10 protein-coding genes and 1 pseudogene are annotated in these 11719 nt (G+C 63.7%); 4 read left to right on the top strand and 7 right to left on the bottom strand.

Annotated elements, in window-relative coordinates; genetic code table 11:
- The 4 genes from deoC to EN994_RS04915 form a co-directional block, all read left to right on the top strand.
- Nucleotides 1-799: deoxyribose-phosphate aldolase (gene deoC, locus EN994_RS04930; protein ID WP_127307416.1), on the top strand; the 799-nt coding region annotated here is incomplete at its 5' end.
- Between the two features lie 70 nt (nt 800-869).
- Nucleotides 870-3242 (top strand): aldehyde dehydrogenase family protein, encoded by a 2373-nt coding sequence (locus tag EN994_RS04925; protein ID WP_024502141.1) that lies wholly within the window; start codon nt 870-872, stop codon nt 3240-3242.
- Between the two features lie 186 nt (nt 3243-3428).
- Entirely contained in the window at nt 3429-4160 is a 732-nt protein-coding gene (locus EN994_RS04920) for an SDR family oxidoreductase (protein ID WP_013528567.1), read from the top strand.
- Between the two features lie 218 nt (nt 4161-4378).
- Nucleotides 4379-5224, top strand: a complete 846-nt coding sequence (locus EN994_RS04915) for a fumarylacetoacetate hydrolase family protein (protein WP_024502142.1) — start codon at nt 4379-4381, stop codon at nt 5222-5224.
- A gap of 166 nt (nt 5225-5390) precedes the next feature.
- On the opposite strand, the gene EN994_RS04910 is transcribed toward EN994_RS04915, so the two are convergent.
- From EN994_RS04910 to EN994_RS04880, 7 genes and pseudogenes are all read right to left on the bottom strand, one after another.
- Nucleotides 5391-6389, bottom strand: coding sequence for an ABC transporter ATP-binding protein (locus EN994_RS04910; RefSeq protein WP_024502143.1), 999 nt, complete (start codon nt 6387-6389; stop codon nt 5391-5393).
- 15 nt (nt 6390-6404) lie between these two features.
- Nucleotides 6405-7460: a Gfo/Idh/MocA family oxidoreductase gene (locus EN994_RS04905; protein ID WP_024502144.1), complete on the bottom strand. Its 1056-nt coding sequence runs from the start codon at nt 7458-7460 to the stop codon at nt 6405-6407.
- A 1-nt stretch (nt 7461) separates the two neighbouring features.
- Complete coding sequence (locus tag EN994_RS04900; protein WP_013528571.1) at nt 7462-7929, bottom strand: DUF4304 domain-containing protein; 468 nt, start codon at nt 7927-7929, stop codon at nt 7462-7464.
- Nucleotides 7926-8765, bottom strand: coding sequence for a carbohydrate ABC transporter permease (locus EN994_RS04895; RefSeq protein ID WP_013528572.1), 840 nt, complete (start codon nt 8763-8765; stop codon nt 7926-7928). The genes EN994_RS04900 and EN994_RS04895 overlap by 4 nt, the downstream gene beginning before the upstream one ends.
- Nucleotides 8766-8776: 11 nt before the next feature.
- Entirely contained in the window at nt 8777-9706 is a 930-nt protein-coding gene (locus tag EN994_RS04890; protein ID WP_013528573.1) for a sugar ABC transporter permease, read from the bottom strand.
- 244 nt (nt 9707-9950) lie between these two features.
- On the bottom strand, nt 9951-11210 hold the full coding sequence (locus EN994_RS04885) for an ABC transporter substrate-binding protein (RefSeq protein ID WP_013528574.1): 1260 nt from the start codon (nt 11208-11210) through the stop codon (nt 9951-9953).
- Between the two features lie 2 nt (nt 11211-11212).
- Nucleotides 11213-11719: pseudogene (locus tag EN994_RS04880) on the bottom strand (N-acetylmuramic acid 6-phosphate etherase); the annotation flags it as partial.

Raw genomic sequence — 11719 nt, 5'->3', positions numbered from 1 at the left:
CGCCTGCATGGATTTGACGACGCTGAATTCCAACGACACCGAGGAGCGCGTGCGCCGGCTCTGCGCCAAGGCGATCAACCCGTTCCGCCGCGACATTGTCGAGGGCCTCGGCATATCAGGTGAAATCATCCGCCCGGCCGCCGTCTGCGTCTACCACCCCTTCGTTGCCACCGCCGTCGATGCGGTGCGCGGCACTGGCATCCATGTCGCCGCCGTCTCCACCGCCTTTCCGCATGGCCTGGCGCCGCTGTCGACCCGTCTGCAGGAGATCGAGGCCTCGGTCCGTGACGGCGCCGACGAGATCGACGTCGTCATCCCGCGCGGCCTGGTGTTCGGCGCCAAGTGGCGGGGGCTTTACAATGAGATCGTCTCGATGCGCGCCGCCTGCGGTGATGCGCATCTGAAGGTCATCCTCGGCACCGGCGACCTCGCCACGCTGCGCAATGTCATGCTGGCCTCGATGGTGGCGATGATGGCGGGCGCCGATTTCATCAAGACCTCGACCGGCAAGGAAAGCGTCAACGCGACGCTGCCCGTCGGCCTCGCCATGGTGCGTGCCATCAGGGCCTATTTCGAGGAAACCGGCTATCTCATCGGCTTCAAGCCGGCCGGCGGCATTTCCACGGCCAAGGCCTCGCTCGACTGGCTGGTGCTGATGAAGGAAGAGCTCGGCCGGCCATGGCTGGAGCCGGACCTGTTCCGCTTCGGCGCGTCGAGCCTCTTGACCGACATCGAGCGCCAGCTCGAGCATCATCTGACCGGACATTATTCGGCCAATCATCGCCACGCGATGGCGTAAGCCTTTACCCCCACCCCGATCGGCTTTTGCCGATCGACCCTCCCAGGCGGGAGGGTGAAGGAGGCACCTGATGAACATTCTCGATCGCTATCACGCCATGGAATACGGCCCGGCACCGGAGGCCCGCAACGAGGCCGACGCCTGGCTTGCCGCGCGCGATTTCGGCAAGGCGCTGTTCATCGGCGGCGACTGGAAAGCCGCTGCCGGCGGCAAGACCTTCGAGACCAGCGAGCCGTCTTCCGGCAAGCTGCTGGCCGAGGTCTCGGACGCCAATGCCGCCGATATCGACGCGGCGGTTGCGGCCGCCGCCAAGGCGCTGCCGAAGTGGTCGGCAGCCTCAGGCTATCAGCGTGCCAAAGTACTCTATGCCATCGGCCGCGCCATGCAGCGGCATCAGCGCCTGTTCGCGGTGCTTGAGACTATCGACAACGGCAAGCCGATCCGCGAAAGCCGCGATATCGACGTGCCGCTGGCGATCCGCCATTTCATCCACCATGCCGGCTGGGCGCAGGCGCTGGACAGGGATTTCCCCGGCCATAGGGGTGTCGGCGTCGTCGGCCAGATCATCCCGTGGAACTTTCCGTTGCTGATGCTGGCCTGGAAGATCGCGCCGGCGCTCGCCGCCGGCTGCACCGTGGTGCTGAAGCCGGCCGAGTTCACGCCGCTGACCGCCATCCTGTTCGCCGAGATTTGCGAGCGTGCCGGCGTGCCGAAGGGCGTCGTCAACATCGTCCAGGGCGGCCCTGAGGCCGGCGTCGCCATCGTCAACCATCCCGGCGTCCAGAAGATCGCCTTTACCGGCTCTTCCGAGGTCGGCAAGATCATCCGCAAGGCCACCGCCGGCTCGGGCAAGAAACTGTCGCTGGAGCTCGGCGGCAAATCGGCTTTCATCGTCTTCGAGGATGCCGATCTCGACAGCGCCGTCGAAGGCCTGGTCGACGGCATCTGGTTCAACCAGGGCCAGGTCTGCTGCGCCGGTTCGCGGCTCCTGGTGCAGGAAGGCATAGCCGACGCCCTGATCGCCAAGGTCAAGACGCGGATGAGCCGGCTGCGCGTCGGCAGCCCGCTCGACAAGAACACCGATATCGGCCCGCTGGTCGATCTGACCCAGCTCGAGCGCGTCAAGGGCCTGGTTGCCGAAGGCGCCAGACAGGGCGCTGTTTGCTGGCAGCCGGATGCCGGGCTGCCGTCCTCCGGCTACTACCATCTGCCGACGCTCGCCACAGGTGTTTCGCCAGCTAACATATTGGCGCAAGAAGAGGTGTTCGGCCCTGTTCTGGCGACCATGACCTTCCGCAACACCGAGGAAGCGATCGAGCTCGCCAACAACACGCGCTATGGCCTCGCCGCCTCGGTGTGGAGCGAGAACGTCAACCTTGCCCTGCACGTCGCGCCGCAATTGAAGGCCGGCGTGGTCTGGGTCAACGGCACCAACATGTTCGACGCCGCCTGTGGCTTCGGCGGCTACCGCGAGAGTGGTTTCGGTCGTGAGGGCGGGCGCGAGGGTATGTTCGAATATCTCACGGCAAAATTGCCGCTCGGCCCGGTCATCAAGCCGGCGACGATGTCGGCGCAACCGGTCGAGCAGGCCGACGGCGCGGCAATCGACCGTACGGCAAAGCTGTTCATCGGCGGCAAGCAGGTACGGCCGGACGGCAATTATTCGCTCGCCATCGCCACCGCCAAAGGCAAGCTTGCCGGCGAAGTTGGGCTCGGTAGCCGCAAGGATATCCGCGATGCCGTCTCCGCCGCCCGCGGTGCCAAGGCCTGGCCGGAGGCGACCGCCTATAACAGGTCCCAGGTGCTCTATTATCTGGCCGAGAACCTTTCCGGCCGCGCCGGCGAGTTCGCCGCCCGTCTCACCGAATTGACCGGCGCCACGCCCAAGGCCGCGCGGGAAGAGGTAGAACAATCCATCGAGCGGCTGTTCCTCTATGCCGGTCTGGCCGACAAATTCGAGGGCCGCGTGCACCAACCGCCCGCGCGTGCCGTGACATTGGCGCTGCACGAGCCGGTCGGCGTCGTCGGCATCGTCGCGCCGGATGCCTCGCCGCTGCTCGGCCTGATCTCGCTGATTGCACCCGCACTTGCGATGGGCAACACCGTGGTCGCAGTGCCGTCGGAGCGCTACCCGCTGCTGGCGACCGATCTTTACCAGGTCATCGAATATTCCGACATTCCCTCAGGCGCCATCAACATCGTCACCGGTCGCAGCGCCGAACTCGCCGGCGTGCTGGCCAAGCATGACGATGTCGACGGGCTTTGGGTGTTCGCCGATGCCGAGACCTGCGCCAAGGCGGAAGCCGAGTCCATCGGCAACCTCAAGCGCGTCTGGAGCGGCAATGGCCGCGGCATCGACTGGGCATCCGACCAAGCCGCCGGCGACGCCTTCCTACGCCGCGCCGTCGAGGTCAAGAATGTCTGGGTGCCTTACGGCGATTGATGGCCTGCCGGTACTGTTCAGATCGTGTTCGGGCTTGACGCCCGGACAGATGTTCTTTAACGAGAAAAAACATCTTTATCAGTGAACGGTCAACGGCGCAGGCTGCACGATCACGCGTGACTGGCACATGACGCCTTGGCCAGCCGCAGGTAGACCCGGACTATCCCAGCGGACGAGGAGAACAGCATGGCGGATCTGGCAGGCAAGGTCGTTGTCGTCACGGCAGCGGCGCAAGGGATCGGCAAGGCGAGCGCACTGGCCTTCGCAAAAGCCGGCGCCATCGTCTACGCCACCGACATCAACGAGACGCTGCTGGCGGAACTCGCCAAGACGCCAGGGATCAAGACCCGCAAGCTGGACGTGCTCAACGACGAAGCCGTCAACGCCGCCTTTGCCGAGATCGGTGTCGTCGACGTGCTGTTCAATTGCGCCGGTTTCGTCCATTCGGGCTCGATCCTGGAGATGAAGGACGGCGACCTCGATTTCGCGCTGAACCTCAATGTCCGCGCCATGATCCGCACCAGCCGGGCCGTGCTGCCCGGCATGCTGGAACGCGGCGACGGATCGATCATCAACATGGCCTCGCTGGCCAGTTCCACCAAGGGCGTGCCCAACCGCTTCGTCTATGGCCTGACCAAGGCCGCGGTCATCGGCCTGACCAAGGCGATAGCCGCCGACTATGTCGGCAAGGGCATACGCTGCAACGCCATCTGCCCCGGCACGGTCGAGAGCCCGTCGCTGCAGGACCGCATGCACGCGCAAGGCGACTATGATGCCGCCCGCGCCGCCTTCATCGCCCGCCAGCCGATGGGCCGGCTCGGCACGCCGGAGGAAATCGCCGATCTGGCCGTCTACCTGGCCGGCGCCACGTACACGTCCGGGCAGGCCTACAATATCGACGGCGGCTGGTCGATCTGACTGCGGAATCTTGCGTGGGCCGGACGATCTGGCCCGTTGCCGGCGTTCAACAGGGGATCGAACAGTCTGAAAATCCCGCGCGCCGGCTATCTTGTATGGCGATCGCGCTTGTCCGTAGTCAGGTCGGTGAGTACGGTCCGCCGGTTCCTTGAAGGAGCAATCGCCTTGGCGGAAAGTTTGCAAAAGGCCGCGAGGCCGCAATCAGGAGAAGGATTTAGATGAAACTGCTGCGCTATGGCGAGGTGGGAAGCGAACGTCCCGGCCTGCTCGATGCGGATGGAACGATCCGTGATCTCTCCGCTCACGTCACCGATATCGGCGGCAAGGCACTCGATCCGGCATCGCTGGCAGCACTCGCCAAGCTAGATCCGAAGTCGCTGCCGGCGGTTTCCGGCAGCCCGCGCCTCGGCGCCTGCGTTGCCGGCACGGGCAAGTTCATCTGCATCGGCCTGAACTATTCCGACCACGCCGCCGAGACCGGCGCCACCGTGCCGCCGGAGCCGATCATCTTCATGAAGGCAAGCTCGGCCATTGTCGGGCCGGATGACGACGTGCTGATCCCCCGCGGCTCGGAGAAGACCGACTGGGAAGTCGAGCTGGCCGTGGTCATCGGCAAAACCGCCAAATATGTCAGCGAGGCCGATGCGCTCGACTATGTTGCCGGCTATAGCGTTGCCCACGACGTCTCCGAACGCGCCTTCCAGGCCGAGCGCCAGGGCCAGTGGACCAAGGGCAAGAGCTGCGACACCTTCGGCCCGACCGGCCCATGGCTGGTGACCAAAGACGAAGTGGCCGACCCGCAGAACCTCAAAATGTGGCTGACCGTCAACGGCAAGACGATGCAGAACGGCTCGACCAAGACCATGGTCTATGGCGTCAAGTATCTGGTTTCCTATCTCAGCCAGTTCATGTCGCTGCACCCCGGCGACATCATCTCCACCGGCACGCCGCCCGGCGTCGGGCTGGGCATGAAGCCGCCGGTGTTCTTGAAGGCCGGCGATGTGGTTGAACTGGGCATTGAAGGCCTGGGGCAGCAGAAGCAGACGTTCAAGGCGGACGTTTAGGCAGTACATTTCGGGGTCGGCGCTGCCCCCTCATCCGGCCGCTTCGCGGCCACCTTCTCCCCGCTGGGGAGAAGAGACTGGCGTCGGCGCTGACAATCTCCTCTCCCCTCGGGGAGAGGTCAGCCGAGCGAAGCGGAGGCTGGGTGAGGGGGCTGCGCCGGCGTATCTACTTCAGCACCTTCCCATCCGCACCAAACCGATACGTCTTCGCCGGATCCGGCGTCGCATACAGCGTGGCACCCGGCTCGGCATCGTAAACACCAAAAATCCGCACGGTGATCAGCCCGGCCTTCTCGCAGTCGAGATAGAGGTTGGTGTCGGCGCCGAGATGCTCGGCGTGCACCACCGTTCCCTTCCAGGAGCCGGATTTCGGATCGACGGTCAGATGTTCCGGCCGCACGCCGATGGTCCTGGCGGTTTCGCCGAGACGGGCGCCGTCGACGAAATTCATCTTCGGTGAGCCGATGAAGCCGGCGACGAACTCATTTGCCGGCGAATTGTAGAGCTCCATCGGGCCACCGATCTGCTCGATTTTCCCTGCGTTGAGCACCACGATCTTGTCGGCCAGGGTCATCGCCTCGACCTGGTCGTGGGTGACGTAGATCATCGTCGCCTTCAGCCGGCGGTGCAATTGCGCGATCTCGAGCCGCGTGTTGACACGCAGCGCGGCATCGAGGTTCGACAGCGGCTCGTCGAACAGAAACAGCTTCGGCTCGCGCACCACGGCGCGGCCGATGGCGACGCGCTGACGCTGGCCGCCGGAGAGTTCGGCCGGCCGCCTTTCGAGATAGGGCTCCAGCGACAGCATCGACGAGGCGATGCCGATGCGGCGCTCGATCTCCGGGGTCGGCGTGCCGGCCTGCTTGAGGCCGAGGCCCATATTGTTCTTCACCGTCAGATGCGGATAGAGCGCATAGGTCTGGAACACCATGGCGATGCCGCGCTTGGCCGGCGGCGTGGCCGAAACGTCCGCGCCATCGATGACGACGCGGCCCGAGGTCGAATCCTCCAGTCCGGCGATGACCCTGAGCAGGGTCGACTTGCCGCAGCCGGACGGCCCGACGAAAACGACGAACTCGCCGTCGTTCACTTCGAGGTTGATGCCCTTCAGCACCTCGACCGGCCCAAAGGCCTTCTTCACGTTCTCGATGTTCAGCGAGCCCACGGCTTCGTCCCTGTTCTAGAGTTTGACGGCGGCGCCACTGCGCACGCTCTCGTCGGCGGCAAGGCAGACGGCGAGCGATTTGACCGCGTCGTCCATATGTTTGGTGAGATCGAGATCCTCGCGGATTGCCTTCAGCACGAAGGCCTGTTCGAGGTCGCAGAGGTCCTGATGGCCGGGTTCGCCCTCCATCGACAACATCTCGTCTGGCTTGGCGAACTTGCCGTCCGCGCCGGTCGCCGCATTGTGCAGGCGGATGGTCGAGGTCTTGGTGTGGGTGTCGATGTCATCGGACTTCACACCTTCCTTCATGACGATCGACACGCAGCCATTGGGCGAGATGACGTCCTTCACGAAGAAGGCGGTTTCCGAAATCATCGGCCCCCAGCCGGCCTCATACCAGCCGACCGAACCGTCATCGAACAGCACCTGCAAGTGGCCGTAATTGTACATCGAGGGCGCGACCTCGTCGGTCAGCCGCACGCCCATGCCGCGCACTTCCACGGGCTTCGCATCGGTGATCTGCAGCATGACGTCGAGATAGTGCACGCCGCAATCGACGATCGGCGAGGTCGTCTGCATCAACTGCTTGTGCGTCTCCCAGGTATGGCCCGAGGATTGCTGGTTGAGGTTCATGCGGAAGACGTAGGGGCCGCCGAGCTTGCGCGCTTCGGCGATGAGCCTGATCCAGGACGGGTGATGGCGCAGGATGTAGCCGATCACCAGCTTCCTGCCGTTGGCCTTGGCCGCCGCGACGACGCGCCTGGCATCGGCCACCGTCGTTGCCAGCGGCTTTTCGACGAAGACGTGGCAACCGGCCTCGAACGCCTTCACCGCATAGTCGGCATGGCTGTCGGAATAGGTGGCGATGCAGGCGACATCGGGCTTTTCGTCACGCAATGCCTCGTCGAAGGAGCGCCTGATGCCGTAACCCGACAGCCCGTCCGGCAGCGGCACGTCGGAGCGATTGATCAGCGCCGCGATCTGGAAACCTGGATTGGTATGGTAGGCCAGCGCATGGCTGCGGCCCATATTGCCGAGGCCGGCGACGACGACACGCAGGGGTTGGGCCATTTCAATTCGCCTTTTCTTGACTGCGGGCTGCGAGAGCCACCATCACCTGTGGCTCACATTCATCTGCGACCCGCAGGGCTGCTTCTTCGCTGTCACACCGGGACAAAAGTCGAAAGCCATAGGCATCAACTCCGTCCTTGATCAGTGAAAGCCTCTGATCATCAGGCAAGGGATGCTCAAGGTTGAGCGCCTGCTCGAACGCTTTCGACTGCTCGTCTTCCATCTGGGAATTGACGCGCCAACGAATGTGACAATTGTATTCCTTCGGCCGGCGCTCCGGCCCAAGCCGTGCAAACCAGACAGCAGCGTTGATATAGAATTGCGGACCCCAGGAAGACTTCTGAAGGTTCAGCACACAGATCGTCTCCGGCCACTCTCGGTAGAAATTTTTGGCGCGAACGCCCCGGAATCCATAGTGGCTCGCTGTCTCGACGAGGGCCTGTACGATAGCTTCTTCCCCGCCGCTCACTTCACCGCTCCGGAAGTAATGCCGCGGATCAACTGCCGCGAGAAGATGACGTAGAGGATCAGCACCGGCATGATCGCCAGCGACAGCGCCGCCAGGATAGCGTTCCAGTTGGTGACGAACTGGCCGAGGAAGAGCTGCGCGCCGAGCGTCACCGTCTTGGTTTCTTCCGACGGCGCCAGGATCAGCGGGAACCACAGGTCATTCCAGATCGGGATCATGGTGAAGACGGCGACGGTTGCCATCGAGGGCCTGACCAGCGGCAGCACCAGGCGGAAGAAGATGGTGTATTCCGACAGGCCGTCGATGCGGCCGGCATTCTTCAGATCGTCGGACACCTGCTTCATGAACTCCGACAGGATGAACACGGCAAGCGGCAGGCCTTGCGCGGTGTAGACCAGGATCAGCGCCGTCAGCGTGTTGACCAGCCCGCTCGCCACCATCAATTGCAGGATGGCGACGGTGCCCAGCCGGATCGGGATCATGATGCCGAGCGCCAGATAGAGGCCCATCAGCGAGTTGCCGCGGAAGCGGTATTCCGACAGCGCGAACGCCGCCATGGCGCCGAACAGGAGCACGAGGAACAGGGAGGCGACGGTGACGACGAGGCTGTTCTGGAAATAGTGGATGAAGTCGCCCTGGCCGATGACGGTGGTGTAGCCGATCAGGTCGAAGGTTTTGGGCGTCGGCGGCGTCAGCGGCGCGCCGAAGATGCCGGCGCGGGACTTGAACGAGTTCATGATCACCAGGATCACCGGAAACAGCGCGATCACCGTGTAGGTCAACAGGATCGCATGGGCGCCGATGGTGCGGGGTACGGAACGGGTGGCGGTGCTCATCTCTCGGCCCCTCAGAACTGGTAGCGACGCAGGCGCGTCTGGACGAGAAAGAGATAGACGCAGACGCCGCCGAGGATGATCAGGAACATCATCGTGGCGATCGCCGCGCCCATATTGGGGTCGCCGACCTGCAGCTGGAAGCCGAAGAAGGCGCGGTAGAGGAAAGTGCCGAGAATATCGGTCGAATAGTTCGGCCCGGCGAGCGCGCCTTGCGCGGTGTAGATCAGGTCGAAGGCGTTGAAATTGCCGACGAAGGTGAGGATCGAGATGATGCCGATCGACGGCAGGATCAGCGGCAGCTTGATCTTCCAGAACTGCGCCAGGCCGGTGATGCCATCGCATTCGGCGGCCTCGATCACCTCTTCGGGGATCGACAGCAGGGCGGCGTAGATCAGCATCATCGGGATGCCGACGAACTGCCACACCGAAATCAGGCTGAGTGCGGTGAGCGCATATTGTTCCTTGCCGAGCCATGGCGTGAACAGGCTTTTCAGGCCGACGAGATCCATCAGATGCGGCGCTACGCCCCACAACGGGGACAGGATCAGCTTCCAGGCGAAACCGACGATGACGAAGGACAGGATGGTCGGCACGAAGATCGCCGTGCGGTAGAAGGCCGCGAACCTCAGTCTCGGGCTGGACAGAAGCGCGGCCAGCATGACGCCGATCGGGTTCTGCACCAGCATGTGGATGATAAAGAACCAGGTGTTGTTCCTCAGCGCGTTCCAGAAACCCACCGACCAGTTGGGATCGCCGAACAGCATGCGGAAGTTTTCCAGCCCGACGAAGACCTGGTGCTGCTCGATGTTGCGGAACAGCGAGAGCTGCAGCGTGCCGGCGAGCGGCAGGATCATGATTGCCGTGTAGACAAGCACCGCCGGCGCCAGGAAGACGCCTATATGCCAGCGGAACGGTCTTTTCGGTCTGATATCTGCGGCCATGAGTTCGGTCCCCGCCGTCTCTCGGTTCCAAAGGGTATCGATCTAGATGATGCCTCGATGCACGGCCCGACCATTCCTGCCGATGCGGCAGGAACAAAGGCCTGCGACTGATCAGCTAGCCTTCCCCGAAGAGAGGGTAAGGCCGGGAGGCGGTGCCGACAATCGCAATCTGAATAGGCGCACTTTGAATGAGGTAGTCCGGAACCGGCCAGGCGTGCGCCGGCCGGTTCCATTACCTGAGCTCTTACTTGGCCGGATGGTACCAGCTGTCGAGGCCGGTCTGCAGCTTCTTGGCCGCCGCTTCCGGCGTATCGGTGCCGTTGATGACGTTGGCCGATTCAACCCAGGTCTCGTTCTCGAGGTTCGGCGTGCCGCGCGACAGGATCTGGTAGGTCGAGCGGATCGTCGACTTGCACTTGCCGCGCCAGGAGACGAATTCCTGCGCCAGCGGGTCTTCCATCTTCACCGGCGAGGAGTTCAGGCTGAAGAAGCCCGGCAGTGCGTTGGCGTAGATGGTGGCGAAATCCGGCGAGGCGACCCAGGACAGGAAGGTCTTGGCCGCATCGGCGTTCTTCGAAGCCGCATTCAGGCCCATGCCGATATCGGTATGGTCGGAGATGTAGCAGGTGTCGCCGGCCTTCTCGACCGGCGGCGGGAAGGCGCCCATCTTGAACTGCGCCTGGGTGTTGAACAGGCCGATCTCCCACGAGCCGGCCGGGTAGATGGCGGCGCGGCCGAGCGTGAACAGGTTCTGGCTGTCCGGATAGGTCTGCGCCTCGAAGCCATCGCCGAGATAAGGCTTCCACTTGGCCAGTTCCTCATACGGCGCGACCCAGTCCTTGTCGGTCAGCTTCTGATCGCCCTTGATCAGCGCCGCGCGGCCGTCCTCGCCCTTCCAGTAGTTGGGGCCGATGTTCTGGTAGCCCATGGTCGCGGCTTCCCAGAGATCCTTGGTGCCCATCGCCATCGGGATGTAGGTGCCGTCGGCCTTGATCTTGTCGAGCGCGGCGAAGAACTCGTCGCGGGTCTCCGGCACCTTGATGCCGAGCTTGTCAAAGGCGTCCTTGTTGTAGATGAAGCCGTGGATGACCGAAGCCATCGGCACGCAGAAGCTCGCCTTGCCGTCGTCGGTCTGCCAGGCGGACTTGGCCACCGGCGAAAAGTTCTCCATGCCGGGCAGCGCCGAGAGATCGGCAAGGTTGCCCTTCTTGAACAGCTCAAGCGACTTGTCGAACGGGCGGCAGGTGATCAGGTCGCCCGCCGAGCCGGCGGCGAGCTTGGCGCCGAGCGCGGCGTCATATTCGGTCGGAGCCGACGGTGCGAACACGACCTTGATGCCCGGGTTCTTGGCTTCGAAAGCCGGGATCAGCTTGTCCTTCCAGATGGCAAGGTCGTCGCCGCGCCAGCTTTCGATGTTGAGCGTTACGTCGTCGGCGTGAGCCAACCCGGCCGAGCCGAGAATGCTGGTGCCCAAAAGCAGTGCCGTCAGTAGTTTCGTTGTCATGCTCAGTCTCCCTGTTGACCTTTTTCAGGTTCGGTTTTGATGAGAACAGAGGCTTTTGAGCCCTTGCTCCCCTCTATAGCGGAAAGGGCCGGCCGCAACTTCTGGCCGGCCTCTTCCAGTATCTTCTGCGCCGCGTCAGTGCTGTCGGCGCCGGCGGCGAGCAGAATGGCGGTCTTGACCGCGCCGCCGCTCTTTTCGAGCAGGCGGGCCGCTTCGTCCGTGCCGCGGCCGCTGACGGCGGCGACGATACGCGCCGCGCGGTCGCGCAGCTTGATGTTGTCGGCCATGAGATTGACCATGTAGCCGTCATGCACATGGCCGAGATGGATGGCGGTCAGCGTCGACAGCATGTTGAGCGCGATCTTCTGGGCAGTGCCGGCGCCCATGCGCGTGGAGCCGGCGATCAGTTCCGGCGGCGTTTCGAGCAGGATGGCGGTTTGTGCCTGGCGCAGCAGCGCAGAGTCCCTGTTGTTGGCGATGCCGATGGTGGCAGCGCCAACAACAGGGAC

Source organism: Mesorhizobium sp. M7A.F.Ca.CA.002.09.1.1 (genome assembly GCF_003998555.1).
Taxonomy (GTDB): domain Bacteria; phylum Pseudomonadota; class Alphaproteobacteria; order Rhizobiales; family Rhizobiaceae; genus Mesorhizobium; species Mesorhizobium ciceri.
The sequence above is the reverse complement of the archived record's forward strand: the minus strand, read 5'-3'. Positions and strand labels throughout refer to the sequence as shown.

What these genes read in the sequence shown, in the direction of transcription:
- EN994_RS04925 (WP_024502141.1), top strand. Translation starts at nt 870, where the DNA reads ATGAACATTCTCGATCGCTATCACGCCATGGAATACGGCCCGGCACCG.
- EN994_RS04920 (WP_013528567.1), top strand. Translation starts at nt 3,429, where the DNA reads ATGGCGGATCTGGCAGGCAAGGTCGTTGTCGTCACGGCAGCGGCGCAA.
- EN994_RS04915 (WP_024502142.1), top strand. Translation starts at nt 4,379, where the DNA reads ATGAAACTGCTGCGCTATGGCGAGGTGGGAAGCGAACGTCCCGGCCTG.
- EN994_RS04905 (WP_024502144.1), bottom strand. Translation starts at nt 7,460, where the DNA reads ATGGCCCAACCCCTGCGTGTCGTCGTCGCCGGCCTCGGCAATATGGGC.
- EN994_RS04895 (WP_013528572.1), bottom strand. Translation starts at nt 8,765, where the DNA reads ATGAGCACCGCCACCCGTTCCGTACCCCGCACCATCGGCGCCCATGCG.
- EN994_RS04890 (WP_013528573.1), bottom strand. Translation starts at nt 9,706, where the DNA reads ATGGCCGCAGATATCAGACCGAAAAGACCGTTCCGCTGGCATATAGGC.
- EN994_RS04885 (WP_013528574.1), bottom strand. Translation starts at nt 11,210, where the DNA reads ATGACAACGAAACTACTGACGGCACTGCTTTTGGGCACCAGCATTCTC.